Raw genomic sequence first — 15,370 nt, forward strand, 5'->3', positions numbered from 1 at the left:
AAGGGCGGCGCGGTGCGGGGGATTGCGATCCTCGTCGCGCTGACCGTGCTGTCCGCGGCGGGCACCGGGTACTTCATCTGGCGGTCGATGTCCGCCGACCGCGGTCCGCACCACCCCGAGATCAGCGTCTACAGCCACGGTCAGCTGGTCCGGGTGGGCCCGTACCGATTCTGCGACGTCTACGACATCACCGACTGCGACGAGTCCGGCGCCAGCGGCCGGCTGCGGGTCGATCCGCGCGATCAGATCCAGCTCTCGGTACCGACCGACATCGCCCGCGCCCCGTGGGTGCTGCTGCGCTCCTACGAGGACGGCGGGCCCGAGGCGGTCGAGGAGTTCCGGCCGGAGAGCCGTCTGGCGGTCACCATCCCGCCCGTCGACCCGCGACGCGGCAAGCTGACCGGTTTCGCGGTCATGCTGCCGACGCTGGTGCGCGACGAGGCCGGCAACGAATTCCCGTGGCCGCACGCCGAGTGGTCGATCGAGACGGTCTGGAGCTAGCCCGCACCGTGCCCGTCGGGCACCCGCTCGCCCTCGGGCGTCGGGCCGGGCGGCGTCCCGTCGCCGAACGGCCTGCCGCCGAGGTCCTCGCGGCCGTGCGGCGTCAGCCAGTTGGCGAGATCGGGTCCCTTCGGCACCACGCCCGTGGGGTTGATGTCGCTGTGCACGACGTAGTAGTGCTTCTTGATCTGGACGAAGTCGATGGTGTCCCCGAAGCCCGGCGTCTGGAACAGGTCGCGGGCGTACGCCCACAGCACCGGCATCTCGGACAGCTTGCTGCGGTTGCACTTGAAGTGGCCGTGGTAGACGGGGTCGAAGCGCGCCAGCGTCGTGAACAGCCGGACGTCGGCCTCGGTGATGGTGTCTCCCACCAGGTAGCGGCGCTCCCCCAGCCGGTCGGTCAGCCAGTCCAGTGCGGTGAACAGCCGGTCGTAGGCCTTCTCGTACGCGTCCTGCGAGCCGGCGAACCCGCAGCGGTACACGCCGTTGTTCACCTCGGTGTAGATGCGCTGGGCGACCTCGTCGATCTCGTCGCGCAGCGCCTCCGGGTACAGGTCCGGCGCGCCGTCGCGGTGGTGCGCCGTCCACTCGGTGCTGAAGTCGAGGGTGATCTGGGGAAAGTCGTTCGTGACGACCTGCCCGGTCGGCACGTCGACGACGGCGGGCACGGTGATGCCCTTCTCGTAGTCGGGGAAGCGCGCGAGGTAGGCGTCCCGTAGCCGCGGGATCCGCAGCACGGGGTCGACGCCGTCGGGGTCGAGGTCGAACGTCCAGCTGCGCTGATCGTGGGTGGGTCCGCAGAACCCGATGGACAGCGCGTCTTCGAGGCCGAGGAGCCGACGCACGATGATCGCGCGGTTGGCCCACGGACACGCCCGTGCCACCACCAACCGGTAGCGGCCGGGTTCGACGGGGTAGCCGTCCCGGCCGTCGGCGGTGATGCGGGTGGGGATGTACTCGGTGTCGCGGTCGAACTCGCCCTTGGGGTTCACGTAGCTCACGGCTGACGTGTTCCCACCCGGGGCCCGTTTCAGGCGTCGAGTTCGCGGGCGACGGCCTTGACGACCTCGGAGACCCGGCGGGCGGTCTTGCGGTCGGGGTAGCGACCCTTGCGCAGCTCGGGCTGCACCGCGCCCTCGAGCAGCGTGATCATGTCCTCGACCATGCCGTGCAGCTCGTCGGGGGTGTGCTTGTGCTCGGGCCGTTCGGCCTCGCGCCGCGTACGGGACAGGCTGGGCGGCGGCTCGACGACCTTGAGGCTGAGCGCCTGCGGACCGCGTCGGCCGGCGGCGATGCCGAACTCGACCTTCTGGCCCGCCTTCAGCTCGGAGACGCCCGACGGCAGGGCCGACGAGCCGACGTACACGTCCTCGCCGTCCTCCTGGGACACGAATCCGAAGCCCTTCTCGGCGCTGTACCACTTCACCTTGCCGGTAGGCACTCGTCTCACCCGCTCGTCATATCGCTGGACATCGAACACACAAGTGAAGCGTCCCGCCTGCGCAGGACGCCACTGGCACCGATCCTACTCGGACACCGCCACGACCAGCGAACCCTTTGGCCGGTAGCCTGGGAACCACCGCTGGAGGAGACACATGCGCCTGATCCTGAACGTCATCTGGTTGATCTTCGGCGGGCTGTGGCTGGCACTCGGCTACTTCCTCGCCGGCATCATCTGCTTCGTCCTCATCATCACGATCCCGTTCGGCTTCGCCGCGTTCCGGATCGGGCTGTACGCGCTGTGGCCGTTCGGCCAGACCGTCGTCGACAAACCGGGCGCCCGGCCCGGCGCGCTCATCGGAAACGTCATCTGGGTGATCGTGGCCGGCATCTGGCTGGCCATCGGGCACGTGCTGAGTGCGATCGCCATGGCGATCACGATCATCGGCATCCCGCTGGCCATCGCGAACCTCAAGCTCATCCCGGTGTCGCTGCTGCCGCTGGGCAAGGAGATCGTTCCGGTCGACGACGCCCGTGGCGGGTACGTGGTGTCCCGGTGACGCCGACCGACCTCGGCGTGCCGATGCCGCGCCGCATCGCCTCGCCCGGCATGCCGGCCGAGGGCCCGCTGGTGGACACCTACGGCCGCGCCGCCACCGATCTGCGCGTGTCGCTCACCGACCGGTGCAATCTGCGGTGCACCTACTGCATGCCCGCGGAGGGGTTGAACTGGCTGCCCGGCGAGGCGCTGCTCACCGCGGCCGAACTGGCCCGGTTGCTGACGATCGCCGTCACCCGGCTCGGGATCACCAGCGTGCGCTTCACCGGCGGCGAGCCGCTGGTCTCCCCGCACCTGGAGGAGGTCATCGCCGCCGCGGCCGCATTGACACCCCGCCCGGAGATCGCGCTGACCACGAACGGGGTGGCGCTGGCCGCCCGGGCGGCCGGCCTGCGCGCGGCCGGGCTGGACCGGGTCAACGTCTCGCTCGACACCGTCGACGCCGCCCGCTTCGCCCGCATCACGCGACGCGACCGGCTCGACGACGTGCTGGCCGGCCTGTCGGCCGCGGCGGCGGCCGGGCTCGCTCCGGTCAAGGTCAACGCGGTGCTCGACCCGGCGACCGGACTCGACGACGCCGTGACGCTGCTGGAGTTCTGCTTGCGGCACGGTTATCAGCTCCGCATCATCGAGCAGATGCCGCTGGACGCCGAGCACCACTGGCGCCGCGAGGACACGTTGAGTGCCAACGACATCCTGGGCGCGCTGCGACGCCGGTTCGACCTACGGCCCGATCCGGCGCCGCGCGGATCGGCACCCGCGCAGCTGTGGCGCGTCGACGGCGGTACCGCGACTGTCGGTGTCATCGCATCCGTCTCGGAGGCCTTCTGCGCGGCCTGCGACCGCACCCGGCTCACCGCGGACGGTCAGGTGCGTAGCTGCCTGTTCGCGCGCGAGGAGACCGATCTGCGAGCCCTCCTGCGGTCCGGCGCCGACGACGCGGCCATCGAGGCCACCTGGCGGGCCGCCATGTGGGGCAAGCCCGCCGGGCATGGAATCAACGACCCCGGCTTCGTGCAGCCGTTGCGTCCGATGAGTGCGATCGGCGGCTGAGTGACGCCACCGGACGTTCGGGTGACGGTCCGCTACTTCGCCGCGGCCCGCGCCGCGGCGGGCGTGGACGACGAAATCCTCTGTCTCCCCGACGGAGTCACGCTCGACGGACTCGTCGAGGTGTTGCGTGCCCGCGGTGCGGATCTCGACCGGGTGCTGCCGCGGTGTTCGTTCCTGCGGGACGGCGTGGCGGTCCGCGACCGCGGCGTGCGGTTGTCAACGCACGAAATCATCGATGTCTTACCGCCGTTCGCCGGCGGTTAGGTGATTTGCATCACATCACGGTTACGTCACGAACTGGCCGCGCCCCTCGCGTGCCCACTTTCGCTCCTGCGGAAACACCAAGAATTCCTGCGGCTTTAAGATCCTCATAATATTTGCTGGCTGTGAAAACGCCGAGGTCGGCCTGAGGTGACGGGATCGCCGCCACCCGTTACGGTCTGATTCCAAGCCGCATGACCCTCATCACGTGGCCCGCTGCGCCCGATAGCGCCGAGTTCCATCCATCGGACGCAGCCCGACGATCCACCTGGATGGAGCGGGGGACCCACCGGTCCGCCGAAGGACCTTGGAGCCGCCCGCGGCTCCTCGGGGTGAAGCCGACATCCGTGCCGGCCGGGCAACCTCTCTCGCCCGAACCCGACAGCTGACCTCGTAGGCGCAGACGAGAGGAATTCCTGCACTGATGAGTGGACGGCACCGCAAGCCCACTACTTCCGCACCAGCAGCAACCGTCGCCAAGGTCGCCTTCACGGGCGCCGTGATCGGTGGCGGCGGTCTCGCCCTCGCCGGTCACGCCGGCGCCGCGACCGACGGCGAATGGGACCGCGTCGCGTCCTGCGAGTCGGGCGGCAACTGGGCGATCAACACCGGCAACGGCTACCAGGGCGGCCTGCAGTTCTCGCCTGGTACCTGGTCGGGCCACGGCGGCGGCGAGTACGCCCCGTCCGCCCATCTCGCCACCAAGGACGAGCAGATCGCCGTGGCCGAGCGCGTGCTCGCCTCCCAGGGCAAGGGCGCCTGGCCGGTCTGCGGCAAGGGCCTGTCCTTCTCGACGCCCCGCAACGTCCTCGCCGACGCCCCGCAGCCCCTCGACAACCCCGAGCTGAACGGCGAACTGCCGCCTCCGCCGCCGCCGTTCGATCCGCTCGCCGCGCCGGTGCCGCCTCCCCCGCCGGGCCCCGAACTCCTTCCGCCGCCCCCTCCGGCCGACGCCGCGCCGCTCGATGCGCCGCTGCCCCCGCCGGCCGATGCGCCGCTGCCCCCGCCGGCACCCGAGGCCGCCGCGCCGCTGGACGCCCCGCTGCCGGCCGATCCGGCCGTGACCGTCGCTCCCGTCGCCCTGGACGTGCCCGCCGACGCCCCGCTGCCCGCACCCCCAGCCGATGCGCCGGCGCCGGGACCGCTGATGCTGGGCGCGCCCGACGCCATCCCGGCGCCCGCCGCTCCGCCGGCACCCGACGCGCCGATCGAGGCCGTGCAGGCCGCCAACTGGGACGTCGCTCCCGCGCCTGCCGACCAGCCGCAGGTCTGGTCACTGGGCCGTGGCGATCTGCCGCTCGAGCCGGCACCGCTGCCCGCTCCCGCACCGGCTCCGGCCGCCCCGGCTCCTGCGCCGGCCGCGCCGGCCGGTGACCCGCTCGCCCCGCTGAACGCCGTCAACGTGCCGGCGCCCGCCTACGACCTGGCCAACCAGGCGATCAGCGGCGACCTGCCGGTGCCTCCTGCCGCGGGCACGCCGCATCTGGCGAGCCCCGACGCACTGCCGCCCGGCTCCACGATGGATCCTGCGGCCGCGGGCACCGAGGGTGCCAACGCCAGCTACCTCAAGGATCTGTGGCACGCCGTGCAGAACCAGGAGATCAGCGGCAAGGAGGCGCTCATCATGGGTCTCGCGCAGCGCGGCATGAACACGCCGTACCCGCAGCAGGCCGCCGGGCCGAACGTGCCGCTGACGCCGGCCAACCAGGCCGTCGCGCCGCCGGCGCCCGGCGCTCCGGTGCCGCCGCCCGCCGACGCACCCGCGCCTGCGCCCGCGTCGGGCCCGCTGATGCTGGCTCCCGGCGCGTAAGCGCCGGCCCGGCACAGCCGGCTCGGCACAGGCTGCTCGGTTCGGGCGGCTCGGCGCAGCCGCAGCGGTTCAGGCTGAGCCGACCCACTCCTCGGAGCCGTCGGCGAAGAACTGGTGCTTCCAGACCGGGAGGCGCTCCTTGACGGTGTCGACCAGCAGTGCGCAGGTCTCGAATGCCGCCCGGCGATGGTCGGCCGCCACGGCGGCCACCAGGGCGGCGTCACCGATCGCCAACGCACCCACCCGGTGACTCACCGCGATCGCGCGGACGCCCTGCGCCGAGCGCGCGACCTCCTCGGCGACCTCGGCCAGTACGTCGTGTGCCGACGGGTGCGACGAGTACTCGAGCCGCGTCACGCCGCGGCCGCCGTCGTGGTCGCGGACCACGCCGGCGAAGCTCACCACCGCACCCGCGGCCTCGTGGGCGACGAGCGCCTCGTGTTCGGTCAGGTCGATCGGGGCGTCGGTGACGGCGACGCGCACCACGGCGGTCATCGCGTGTGGTCCCTTCCGGCGAGCTGGTCCAGGGCGTGCTCGAGGACGTCGTCCAGCACGCCGAGCCCGTCGCGTACGCCGCCCGTCGAGCCGGGCAGGTTGACGATCAGCGTGCGGCCACGCACCCCGCAGACCCCGCGGGACAGCACCGAGGTCGGCACGTGCGGCAGTCCGGAGCGCCGGATGGCATCGGCCAGCCCGGGAATCTGATAGTCGACGAGGGCGGCCGTCGCGTCGGCGGTCTGGTCGGTCGGCGAGATGCCGGTGCCCCCCGAGGTGAGGATGACGTCCACCCCGTCCCCCACCGCCGCGAACAGGGCGCGCGACACGTCGGCGCCGTCGGGCACCACGACGGGCTCGGCGACGTCGTAGCCGCGGGCGGCGAGCCACTCGACGACGATGGGTCCGCTGCGGTCGGCGTAGACGCCCGCGGCGGCGCGGGTGGACGCGACGACGACGCGGGCGGTCCTGGCCATCAGCGCTCCCAGTTCCCGGTCTTGCCGCCCTCCTTGCGCACGACGGCGACGCCGTCGATGCTGGCGGCGGGGTCGACGGCCTTGATCATGTCGTAGACGGTGAGCGCGGCGACGCTGACGGCGGTGAGCGCCTCCATCTCCACGCCGGTGCGGTCGGTGGTGCGGACCGTCGCGGTGACGCCCACGGTGTCGGCGCCGATCGAGAAGTCGACGTCCACGCCGGTGAGGGCGAGCTGGTGGCACAGCGGGATGAGGTCGCTGGTGCGCTTGGCGGCGAGGATGCCCGCCACCCGCGCGGTGGCCAGGGCGTCACCCTTCGGCAGGCCCTTGGCGGCGATCAGCTCCACCACGTCGGCGCGGGTGCGCACCGTGCCCGTCGCGACGGCGGTGCGCCGGGTGGCGTCCTTGGCGGTGACGTCGACCATGTGCGCCGCACCCTCGTCGTCGAGGTGCGACAGCCGATCGGCCACTACTTGTTGACGACGGTGACCGGGTGCGTGTACGGCAGCGTGTCGGCCGGCAGCGGAAAGGTCACGTCGCCGAACGGCGACAGTGCGCCGGTGCGGTCCGCGGCGAGTTCGCTGACGGCGTGCTCGCCGTCCTCGGTGACGGGCCAGCCGTTGTCGACGTACTGCTTCTTCTTCTTCTCAGCCACGTCCCCCATCATGGCAGGCCAAGCGGTGACTGGCGATACCGGTGGGCTGGCCTACGCTGGTGGGGATGTCCGATTCCGGGTCCGGGTCCACGCAGACCGTGCCGCTGGGCGCCTGGTTGGCCGGCCTGCCCGACGAGCAGCTGATCCGGCTGCTCGAACTGCGCCCCGACCTCACGCAGCCCCCGCCGGGCTCGCTGTCGGCGCTGGCCGCCCGCGCGCAGTCCCGGCAGTCGGTGAAGGCCGCGACCGACGACCTCGACTTCCTGCGGCTGGCGGTGCTCGACGGGCTCCTGCTGCTGCAGGCCGATGCGGCCGCCGTGCCGCTGGCCAAGCTGCTGGAACTGTTCGACGGCGACGCGCACGTCGCCGCGGCGGTCGACGACCTGCGCGAGCGGGCGCTGGTGTGGGGCGAGTCGACCATCCGGGTCACCGCCGAGGCGGCCACGGGACTGCCCTGGTACCCCGGGCAGGCCACCGTCGAGTCCACCGACCTCGACGCGGCGGCCATCACCGAGCGACTGGCCGATCTCGACGCTCCGCAGCGCGATCTGCTCGACCGGCTGGTCGAGGGATCCCCGATCGGCAGGACGCGCGACGCCGCGCCCGGCACCCCGCCGGACCGGCCGGTGCAGCGCCTGCTGGCCGCCGGGCTGCTGCGCCAGGTCGACGACGACACCGTGATCCTGCCCCGCCTGGTCGGCCAGGTGCTGCGCGGGCAGCTGCCGGGGCCGACCGGCACCACTCCCCCCGACCCGGTGGTCTCCTCGTCGACGGCGGCCGACGTCGACGCCGCCGCGGCCGGCTCCGCGATCGACCTGCTCCGCGAGGTCGAGGTCGTCATCGAGGCGCTCTCGGCCGCTCCCGTCCCGGAGCTGCGCAACGGCGGGCTCGGCGTACGGGAGATGAAGAAGCTCGCCAAGACCACCGGCATCGGCGAGCCACGGCTCGGCCTCGTCCTGGAGGTCGCCGCGTCCGCGGGGCTGGTGGCGCCCGGGATCCCCGAGCCCGAACCCGCCGACGGGTCCGGCCCGTTCTGGGCGCCGACACCGGCGGCCGACCGGTTCGTCGAGTCGTCGGCTGCCAGCCGCTGGTACGTGCTGGCGTCGACGTGGTTGGACCTGACGGCGCGACCCAGCCTGATCGGCGACCGCGGACCCGACGGCAAACCCTATGCCGCACTGTCGGATTCGCTGTTCTCGACCGCCGCTCCGCTGGACCGCAGACTGCTGCTCGGCATGCTCGCCGACCTGCCGCGCGGGTCGGGCGTCGACGCCACCCGCGCCGCGGCCGCCCTGCTCTGGCGGCGGCCGCGCTGGGCGGCGCGGCTGCAGCCGAAGCCCGTCGAGGCGCTGCTGACCGAGGCCGACGCCGTCGGCGCGGTGGGGCGCGGCGGGCTGCCCGGCCCGATCCGCCTGCTGCTCGACGGCGCCGGCGAGGACGCCGTCATCGCGGCGATGGACAAGGCGCTGCCCACGCCCATCGACCACTTCCTGCTGCAGGCCGACCTGACGGTGGTGGTCCCGGGTCCGCTCGAACGCGATCTCGCCGAACGGCTGTCGGCCGTCGCCACGGTGGAGTCGGCGGGCGCGGCGATGGTGTACCGCATCAGCGAGGCCTCGATCCGCCGCGCGCTGGACACCGGGTGCACGGCCAGCGAGCTGCACGCCCTGTTCGAGCGGCACTCGCGCACGCCGGTACCGCAGGGGCTGACCTACCTCATCGACGACGTCGCCCGGCGGCACGGGCAGCTGCGCGTGGGCATGGCCGCGTCGTTCGTGCGGTGCGAGGACCCGGCGCTGCTCGCCCAGGCGGTCGCCGCCCCGGCGATGGCCGGGGTGGAGATGCGCACCCTCGCCCCGACGGTGGCGGTGTCGGTCGCGCCGATCGGCGACGTGCTCGCCGGGCTGCGCGCGGCCGGCTTCGCACCGGCCGCCGAGGACTGGTCGGGCACCATCGTCGACATCCGTTCCCGGGGGTCCCGCGTGCCCTCGCCGGGCCGCCGGCGCGGTTACCGCCCGGTGTCCGCGCCGACGCCGCAGACCCTCGGCGCCATCGTCGCGGTGCTGCGCAAGGTCGGCGCCGCGCACGTGACGGGTGCGCGGCTGGACCCCGCCGAGGCCATGGCGCAGCTGCAGTCCGCCGCGCACCGGCAGGCCTCGGTGGTGATCGGCTACGTCGACCCCGCCGGCGTCGCGACGCAGCGGGTGGTGGCGCCGATCAACGTCCGCGGCGGCCAGCTGACCGCCTACGATCCCGCCGCGGGCCGGGTCCGTGACTTCGCCATCCACCGCGTGACCTCGGTGGTGTCGGCGGAGTCGGGATAATGGGTGAGATGAACTCAGTCCGTACGGGGGGTCGCGCATGACCGACGGACCCCTGATCGTGCAGTCCGACAAGACGGTGCTGCTCGAGGTCGACCACGAGGAGGCCGGCGCCGCGCGCGCCGCCATCGCTCCCTTCGCCGAATTGGAGCGTGCTCCCGAGCACGTCCACACCTACCGCATCACGCCGCTGGCCCTGTGGAACGCCCGCGCTGCGGGCCACGACGCCGAGCAGGTCGTCGACGCCCTGGTGTCGTTCTCCCGCTACGCGGTGCCGCAGCCGCTGCTCGTCGACATCGTCGACACCATGGCCCGCTACGGGCGGTTGCAGCTGGTCAAGCACCCGGCGCACGGGTTGACGCTGGTCAGCCTCGACCGCGCCGTGCTCGAGGAGGTGCTGCGGCACAAGAAGATCGCCCCGATGCTCGGGGACCGCCTCGACGACGACACCGTCATCGTGCACCCGAGCGAGCGCGGCCGGGTCAAGCAGATGCTGCTGAAGATCGGCTGGCCCGCCGAGGACCTCGCCGGTTACGTCGACGGCGAGGCGCACCGCATCGATCTGCAGCAGGACGGCTGGGAGCTGCGCGACTACCAGGAGATGGCCGCGGACTCGTTCTGGGCGGGCGGCTCGGGCGTCGTCGTGCTGCCGTGCGGGGCGGGCAAGACGCTCGTCGGCGCGGCGGCCATGGCCAAGGCCGGCGCCACCACGCTGATCCTGGTGACCAACACCGTCGCCGGCAGGCAGTGGAAGCGCGAGCTCATCGCCCGCACGTCGCTGACCGAGAACGAGATCGGCGAGTACTCCGGTGAACGCAAGGAGATCCGGCCGGTCACCATCGCCACCTACCAGGTGATCACCCGCCGCACCAAGGGCGAGTACCGCCATCTCGAGCTGTTCGACAGCCGGGACTGGGGTCTGATCATCTACGACGAGGTGCACCTGCTGCCGGCTCCGGTGTTCCGCATGACGGCCGACCTGCAGTCCCGCCGCCGGCTCGGGCTGACGGCAACGCTGATCCGCGAGGACGGGCGCGAGGGCGACGTGTTCAGCCTCATCGGACCGAAGCGCTACGACGCACCGTGGAAGGACATCGAGGCCCAGGGCTGGATCGCACCGGCCGAATGCATCGAGGTGCGGGTCACGATGACCGACAACGAGCGGATGCTGTACGCCACCGCCGAGCCGGAGGAGCGCTACAAGCTGTGCTCGACGGCGCACACGAAGATCGCCGTGGTGAAGTCGATCCTGGACCGCCATCCCGGCGAGCCGACGCTGGTGATCGGCGCGTATCTCGACCAGCTCGACGAACTGGGGCAGGAACTGAACGCCCCGGTGATCCAGGGCTCGACGAAGAACGCCGAGCGCGAGGTGCTGTTCGACCAGTTCCGCCGCGGCGAGATCCGCACGCTGGTGGTGTCGAAGGTGGCGAACTTCTCCATCGACCTGCCCGAGGCGAGCGTCGCGGTACAGGTGTCGGGCACGTTCGGGTCGCGCCAGGAGGAAGCCCAGCGCCTGGGCCGGCTGCTGCGGCCCAAAGCCGACGGCGGCGGCGCGGTGTTCTACTCGGTGGTGTCCCGCGACAGCCTGGACGCCGAGTACGCCGCGCACCGGCAGCGCTTCCTCGCCGAGCAGGGCTACGGCTACGTCATCAAGGACGCCGACGACCTGCTCGGCCCGGCCATCTAGACGTGCGGGCCGACGGCCTTCATCACGGTCAGCAGCACCGCTGAGTCCTCGTCGGCGTGCAGGGCGTGCCGCGCGGCGGGGATCGCGAGGTGGTCGCCCGCGCTGCCCTCGAGTGCGGAGTCGCCGCTGACCAGACGCACGCGGCCCTGCAGGACCTGCAGCGTCGCCTCTTCGGGCGCTTCGTGCTCGTCGAGGTCGTGCCCGGCGGCCAGCGCGATCAGCGTCTGCCGCAGCGAGTGCTCGTGACCGCCGAAGACGGTGTGGGCGCTGCGGCCGCTGTTGCTGGTGCGTGCGGTCTCGAGGTGCTCGCGGGCCAGGTCGGTCAACGAGACCTTGGTGTCGGCGGTCATGCGCGTCCCCTTCTGCTGGATTGGCTGACTGGTCGCGCAGGTGCATACCCGCTGTCGGCGGCTTGCACCGTGTGTGACGGATGTGGCCGGTGACCACGCACGGGGGCCGCCGACCGGCTAGCCTGCATACCCATGACCGGACCTCAGCGCGCTCGCCGCGCGTCGACGCTCGCTGCCAAGGTGATGGTGGCCGGTGCCGCCGTCGGCTTCGGCGCTCTCGGCTTCGCCGGCGTCGCCGCCGCCGAGCCGGTGCTCCCCGTGCCCGGCGACCCGGCGGCCCCGCCCGTCCCGGGCCAGCCCGTGGCGATGGCGCCGGAGGACCTGCAGGCCGCACCGCCCGCGCCGCCGCCCCCGGCCGGACCGCCGCCCGTCCCCGAGATCCAGGACCCGCGCTACGGCTCGCGGAACAACTCCGGCGCCCTCGGCTTCCTGCGCGACGCCTGGCACCAGGCCAAGGACCCGTACAACATGGAGGCCAATCCCGACGGCCTGCCCGCCGCACCGCCGCCAGGCGCTGGACCGGCGCCGCAGCTGCCGCCCGGCTACAAGTCGATCAACGCGCCGGGCTCGGAGGGGCCGCCGCCCGCACCGCGCACGGAGAGCGGCCCGCCGCTGCCCCCGGGCTACTACCCGCTGAACGGACCCCCACCGCCCGGGTACGCCGACGGCACCGCGCCGTCCGCGCCGGTGCCGCCGGCGCCGGACGCCTACATCCCGCGCCACTCGCCGCCCCCGCCGCCGCTGCTCCCGCCGGACTCGCCGCCCCCGCCGCTGCTGCTGCCGTAGGTCTGCGAGGCCGCGCCTCGCAGCTGTGAGCACGCCGGTCGTGGCGTCGGTCCGGGCGCCGCGCCGACGATGACGGGATGCACTGGCATCATCCGCACGTCCACGTCGCCCGGGGCGCCGCCGCGCTCGCCGCCGCCATGGGGATCGGGCGGTTCGTCTACACCCCGATCCTGCCGTTGATGACGGCACAGGCCGGGCTGTCCCCCGCCGCCGCGGGCGGCCTCGCGACCGCCAACTACGCCGGCTACCTCGCCGGCGCGGTGGCCGGCGTGCTCGCGCCGCGGCTGGTGCGCACGACCCGCACCTGGCGGATCGCGCTGCTACTGATCGTCGGCAGCCTGGCCGCGATGCCGCTCACCCACAGCGTCGGCGCGTGGCTCGTCATCCGCACCGTCGCCGGCGTTGCGAGCGCCGTGCTGTTCGTCATCGCCGTCGACTGGATGCTCGACCACGCCCGCGGCCGCTCGGCGCAGCTGCCGGGCTGGGGCTTCGCGGGTGTCGGCGTCGGCATCGCGGCGTCCGGCGCCATCGTGCTCGCGCTGCCCACCGCGGGGTGGCGGACGACGTGGTGGGTGGCCGCCGCGGTGGCCGCGGTGGTCGCCGCCGTGGCCTGGCACATGCGTCCCGCCGCGCCCACCGACGCGGGGCACGCCGACGCTCCCGCGACCCGGCCGGCGTCGCGGCGGTGGTTCGGCGTCCTGCTGGCGTGTTACACGCTGGAGGGCGTCGGCTACATCATCGCGGGCACCTTTCTGGTAGTGGCCGTGGGGCATGACGGCCCGGCATGGCTGGGCAGCGGCGCCTGGGTGGTGGTGGGTCTGGCGGCCGCGCCGTCGGCCGCCCTGTGGGCGTGGGCGGCCACCCGGTGGTCGCGGCCCGCGCTGCTGGTCGCCGCGCTGCTGCTGCAGGCCGCCGGCGTCGCGCTTCCGGCGTTGGCGGGCGGCGCCGCAGCCGCGCTGGCCGGGGCGGTGCTGTTCGGTGGCACGTTCATCGGGATCAGCACGCTGGCACTGGCGGCCGGGCGCGGGCTCGGGTCCGCGAGCGCGGTCGCGCTGCTCACGGCCGGTTACTCGGCGGGTCAGATGGTCGGCCCACTGGTCGTGACACCGTTGCTGCACAACGGATTTCACGATGCGCTGCTGACCTCCGCCGGGATCGTCACCGCGGCGGCGGTCACCGCCGTCTGGTTGCTGACGGGGCTCAGGCGCGATGCGGATCGTCCGCGGGCAGCCACGCATCCGGGGCGTTCAGCCGAGAGCGGTCGATCCCCGCGGTGAGGGCGTCGACGACCGCCAGCACCACCGGGTTGCGTTCGTCGCGGCGCCACACCAGCGACCACGTCCACATCGGCGTCGGGCCAACGATCGGCCGCCGCGTGAATCCCGTGGGGAGCGGGTCGTTCTGCCCCTTGGGATTGTTCACCACCGGGCGGCCGACGCGTCGCACGTGCTCGACGAACGTGGGCCCGGTGACGCCGCCGTCGTCGACGCGCAGCAGACCGGCGCCCGTCGCGCGGACGAACTCCTCGGCGTACCGGTTCCACGACGACCAGCTGGCCTCGTCGCCGTCCACGCACACGGTGACGCGTCCCGCCGGCACCGGTGACGCGTCCTGCCCCACCGTGAGCGCGTGCAGCTCGTCGACGCCGATCAGCCTCGCCCGCAGCGCGAGTGCCGCGAGGTCGGTGGTGCGCACCCAGCAGATCGCGACGTCGAGGCTGCCGTCGGCCACCCGTGCCGCCTGGGTATGGGACGGCATGACCCAGGTGTCGACGCGCAGCTGTGCGACGCCGGCGGCACGTTCGGCCCAGTCGGTGGGACACCACTGCACGTAGCCGATCCGGACCGGCTCGGTAGACGCGAGCCCGAGCGCCTGGCGGCGCAGGTCGTCGGCCTGGCCGAGCAGCGCCCGGGCGCGGGGAAGCAGCGCCGAGCCCGCGGCCGTCAACGCCACCGAGCGGCGGTCGCGATCGAAGAGCCGCACCTTGAGATCGCGTTCGAGCGCCTTGATCTGTTGCGAGAGCGAGGGTCCCGCGATGCGCAGCCGTTCAGCGGCCCGGCCGAAGTTCAGTTCGTCGGCGACCGTCACGAAGTAGCGCAGCTGTCGCAGCTCCATCACACGCCAGCGTAGTGGACTGGGAGGCTGCGCCTATCACGACGGAGCATTCCGGTCCCGCCGCCGCGGAGTGCGGCGCACCTCCGGTGGCGTTGACCGGATCAGCAGATGCCGACCACGGCGTCGATGACGAAGGAGGACACTATGAACGACACGACGCGGGTCGCTCTGATCACCGGTGCGTCGCAAGGCATCGGCGCCGGGTTGGTCGAGGGTTACCGCCGGCTGGGGTGGGCCGTCGCCGCCAACTCCCGCACGGTGACCGACGGTGCGGACCCCATGGTGTTCGCCGTCGCGGGCGACGTGTCCGCCCCGGGCGTCGGCGGGCGGGTCGTCGCGGCGACCCTCGAGCGCTTCGGCCGCGTCGACACCGTGGTGAACAATGCGGGCATCTACCTGCCCAAGCCGTTCGTCGACTACACCGACGAGGACTTCGACGCCATCACCGGGGTTAATCTGCGCGGCTTCTTCGAGGTGTCGCGCGCCGCGGTGGCGGCCATGCTGGCGCGCGGCGAGGGCGGGCACCTCGTCACCATCTCGACGACGCTGGTCGAGCACGCCCGCTCGGACGCGCCGTCGGCGCTGTCGTCGCTGACGAAGGGCGGTCTGAACGCGGCGACACGGGCGCTCGCCGTCGAGTACGCCGCCCGCGGCATTCGCTCGAATGCGTTGTCGCTGGGCGTCATTCGCACCCCGATGCACGACGAGTCCTCCTACGGCGCGCTGGCCGCGCTGCACCCGGTGGGTCGGGTCGGCGAGGTGGCCGACGTGGTGAACGCGGTGCTCTACCTCGAGCAGGCGCCGTTCGTCACCGGCGAGATCCTGCACGTCGACGGCGGCCAGAGCGCGGGGCACTGA

Annotated in this window: 18 protein-coding genes and 1 riboswitch; of the genes, 10 read left to right on the forward strand and 8 right to left on the reverse strand. The window is 73.0% G+C overall.

The features are described 5' to 3' along the window. Positions 1–12: 12 nt before the first annotated feature. Entirely contained in the window at positions 13–501 is a 489-nt protein-coding gene (locus FZ046_RS01600) for a DUF2771 domain-containing protein (RefSeq protein ID WP_070353524.1), read from the forward strand. Here the strand turns inward: FZ046_RS01600 and FZ046_RS01605 are convergent. Together FZ046_RS01605 and FZ046_RS01610 are read right to left on the reverse strand one after the other, a co-directional pair. Continuing rightward, on the reverse strand, positions 498–1,502 hold the full coding sequence (locus tag FZ046_RS01605; protein WP_070353465.1) for a glutathione S-transferase family protein: 1,005 nt from the start codon (positions 1,500–1,502) through the stop codon (positions 498–500). The two genes, FZ046_RS01600 and FZ046_RS01605, sit on opposite strands and share 4 nt — an antisense overlap. A gap of 29 nt (positions 1,503–1,531) precedes the next feature. Next, on the reverse strand, positions 1,532–1,942 hold the full coding sequence (locus FZ046_RS01610) for a cold-shock protein (RefSeq protein ID WP_070353464.1): 411 nt from the start codon (positions 1,940–1,942) through the stop codon (positions 1,532–1,534). A gap of 154 nt (positions 1,943–2,096) precedes the next feature. On the opposite strand from FZ046_RS01610, the gene FZ046_RS01615 reads away from it, so the two are divergent. The 4 genes from FZ046_RS01615 to FZ046_RS01630 all read left to right on the forward strand — a co-directional run bounded on the left by FZ046_RS01615 (position 2,097) and on the right by FZ046_RS01630 (position 5,624). Then, entirely contained in the window at positions 2,097–2,501 is a 405-nt protein-coding gene (locus FZ046_RS01615; protein ID WP_070353463.1) for a YccF domain-containing protein, read from the forward strand. Next, positions 2,498–3,553, forward strand: a complete 1,056-nt coding sequence (gene moaA / locus FZ046_RS01620) for a GTP 3',8-cyclase MoaA (protein WP_070353462.1) — start codon at positions 2,498–2,500, stop codon at positions 3,551–3,553. The genes FZ046_RS01615 and moaA overlap by 4 nt, the downstream gene beginning before the upstream one ends. Further along, positions 3,554–3,817: a MoaD/ThiS family protein gene (locus FZ046_RS01625; protein ID WP_070353461.1), complete on the forward strand. Its 264-nt coding sequence runs from the start codon at positions 3,554–3,556 to the stop codon at positions 3,815–3,817. A gap of 240 nt (positions 3,818–4,057) precedes the next feature. Continuing rightward, a riboswitch (cyclic di-AMP (ydaO/yuaA leader) is annotated at positions 4,058–4,229 on the forward strand. Positions 4,230–4,238: 9 nt separating this feature from the next. Beyond that, positions 4,239–5,624 (forward strand): transglycosylase family protein, encoded by a 1,386-nt coding sequence (locus tag FZ046_RS01630; protein ID WP_149484171.1) that lies wholly within the window; start codon positions 4,239–4,241, stop codon positions 5,622–5,624. Positions 5,625–5,693: 69 nt separating this feature from the next. Here the strand turns inward: FZ046_RS01630 and FZ046_RS01635 are convergent, their stop codons facing one another. Genes FZ046_RS01635 through FZ046_RS01650 form a run of 4 tightly spaced genes read right to left on the reverse strand, consistent with a single transcriptional unit; the run spans position 5,694 to position 7,259 of the window. Continuing rightward, positions 5,694–6,119, reverse strand: coding sequence for a molybdenum cofactor biosynthesis protein MoaE (locus tag FZ046_RS01635; protein ID WP_070354756.1), 426 nt, complete (start codon positions 6,117–6,119; stop codon positions 5,694–5,696). After that, positions 6,116–6,595 carry a MogA/MoaB family molybdenum cofactor biosynthesis protein gene (locus FZ046_RS01640; RefSeq protein WP_070354757.1) on the reverse strand — a complete coding sequence of 160 codons (480 nt, stop codon included), beginning with the start codon at positions 6,593–6,595 and terminating at the stop codon, positions 6,116–6,118. The genes FZ046_RS01635 and FZ046_RS01640 overlap by 4 nt, the downstream gene beginning before the upstream one ends. Beyond that, positions 6,595–7,020 carry a cyclic pyranopterin monophosphate synthase MoaC gene (gene moaC / locus FZ046_RS01645; protein ID WP_070354780.1) on the reverse strand — a complete coding sequence of 142 codons (426 nt, stop codon included), beginning with the start codon at positions 7,018–7,020 and terminating at the stop codon, positions 6,595–6,597. Before moaC ends, FZ046_RS01640 begins: the two co-directional genes overlap by 1 nt. A gap of 44 nt (positions 7,021–7,064) precedes the next feature. After that, positions 7,065–7,259 carry a hypothetical protein gene (locus FZ046_RS01650; protein WP_070354781.1) on the reverse strand — a complete coding sequence of 65 codons (195 nt, stop codon included), beginning with the start codon at positions 7,257–7,259 and terminating at the stop codon, positions 7,065–7,067. Positions 7,260–7,315: 56 nt separating this feature from the next. On the opposite strand from FZ046_RS01650, the gene FZ046_RS01655 reads away from it, so the two are divergent. Together FZ046_RS01655 and FZ046_RS01660 are read left to right on the forward strand one after the other, a co-directional pair. Beyond that, on the forward strand, positions 7,316–9,574 hold the full coding sequence (locus FZ046_RS01655) for a helicase-associated domain-containing protein (RefSeq protein WP_070354758.1): 2,259 nt from the start codon (positions 7,316–7,318) through the stop codon (positions 9,572–9,574). A gap of 37 nt (positions 9,575–9,611) precedes the next feature. Beyond that, positions 9,612–11,261 carry a DNA repair helicase XPB gene (locus FZ046_RS01660; protein WP_070354759.1) on the forward strand — a complete coding sequence of 550 codons (1,650 nt, stop codon included), beginning with the start codon at positions 9,612–9,614 and terminating at the stop codon, positions 11,259–11,261. Here FZ046_RS01660 and FZ046_RS01665 read toward each other — a convergent pair. Beyond that, positions 11,258–11,611: a cupin domain-containing protein gene (locus tag FZ046_RS01665; RefSeq protein ID WP_070354760.1), complete on the reverse strand. Its 354-nt coding sequence runs from the start codon at positions 11,609–11,611 to the stop codon at positions 11,258–11,260. The two genes, FZ046_RS01660 and FZ046_RS01665, sit on opposite strands and share 4 nt — an antisense overlap. A gap of 132 nt (positions 11,612–11,743) precedes the next feature. Here FZ046_RS01665 and FZ046_RS01670 point away from each other — a divergent pair, with 132 nt between their 5' ends. After that, the gene (locus FZ046_RS01670) at positions 11,744–12,397 is read left to right on the forward strand and encodes a hypothetical protein (protein WP_070354761.1); all 654 of its coding nucleotides are present in this window, start codon (positions 11,744–11,746) and stop codon (positions 12,395–12,397) included. Positions 12,398–12,474: 77 nt separating this feature from the next. After that, positions 12,475–13,674, forward strand: a complete 1,200-nt coding sequence (locus FZ046_RS01675; RefSeq protein ID WP_246182881.1) for a YbfB/YjiJ family MFS transporter — start codon at positions 12,475–12,477, stop codon at positions 13,672–13,674. Here FZ046_RS01675 and FZ046_RS01680 read toward each other — a convergent pair. Beyond that, on the reverse strand, positions 13,598–14,512 hold the full coding sequence (locus FZ046_RS01680; protein WP_149484172.1) for a LysR family transcriptional regulator: 915 nt from the start codon (positions 14,510–14,512) through the stop codon (positions 13,598–13,600). The two genes, FZ046_RS01675 and FZ046_RS01680, sit on opposite strands and share 77 nt — an antisense overlap. A 144-nt stretch (positions 14,513–14,656) precedes the next feature. On the opposite strand from FZ046_RS01680, the gene FZ046_RS01685 reads away from it, so the two are divergent. Further along, positions 14,657–15,370, forward strand: a complete 714-nt coding sequence (locus FZ046_RS01685) for an SDR family NAD(P)-dependent oxidoreductase (RefSeq protein WP_070354784.1) — start codon at positions 14,657–14,659, stop codon at positions 15,368–15,370.

It is taken from the genome of Mycolicibacterium grossiae, assembly GCF_008329645.1.
GTDB classification, from domain to species: Bacteria; Actinomycetota; Actinomycetes; order Mycobacteriales; family Mycobacteriaceae; genus Mycobacterium; species Mycobacterium grossiae.

Coding starts and splice junctions, on each gene's coding strand:
- FZ046_RS01655 (WP_070354758.1), top strand. CDS start 7,316: ATGTCCGATTCCGGGTCCGGGTCCACGCAGACCGTGCCGCTGGGCGCC.
- FZ046_RS01675 (WP_246182881.1), top strand. CDS start 12,475: ATGCACTGGCATCATCCGCACGTCCACGTCGCCCGGGGCGCCGCCGCG.
- FZ046_RS01615 (WP_070353463.1), top strand. CDS start 2,097: ATGCGCCTGATCCTGAACGTCATCTGGTTGATCTTCGGCGGGCTGTGG.
- FZ046_RS01640 (WP_070354757.1), bottom strand. CDS start 6,595: ATGGCCAGGACCGCCCGCGTCGTCGTCGCGTCCACCCGCGCCGCCGCG.
- FZ046_RS01665 (WP_070354760.1), bottom strand. CDS start 11,611: ATGACCGCCGACACCAAGGTCTCGTTGACCGACCTGGCCCGCGAGCAC.
- FZ046_RS01630 (WP_149484171.1), top strand. CDS start 4,239: ATGAGTGGACGGCACCGCAAGCCCACTACTTCCGCACCAGCAGCAACC.
- FZ046_RS01635 (WP_070354756.1), bottom strand. CDS start 6,119: ATGACCGCCGTGGTGCGCGTCGCCGTCACCGACGCCCCGATCGACCTG.
- FZ046_RS01685 (WP_070354784.1), top strand. CDS start 14,657: ATGAACGACACGACGCGGGTCGCTCTGATCACCGGTGCGTCGCAAGGC.
- FZ046_RS01650 (WP_070354781.1), bottom strand. CDS start 7,259: ATGGGGGACGTGGCTGAGAAGAAGAAGAAGCAGTACGTCGACAACGGC.
- FZ046_RS01660 (WP_070354759.1), top strand. CDS start 9,612: ATGACCGACGGACCCCTGATCGTGCAGTCCGACAAGACGGTGCTGCTC.
- moaC (WP_070354780.1), bottom strand. CDS start 7,020: ATGGTCGACGTCACCGCCAAGGACGCCACCCGGCGCACCGCCGTCGCG.
- FZ046_RS01680 (WP_149484172.1), bottom strand. CDS start 14,512: ATGGAGCTGCGACAGCTGCGCTACTTCGTGACGGTCGCCGACGAACTG.
- FZ046_RS01670 (WP_070354761.1), top strand. CDS start 11,744: ATGACCGGACCTCAGCGCGCTCGCCGCGCGTCGACGCTCGCTGCCAAG.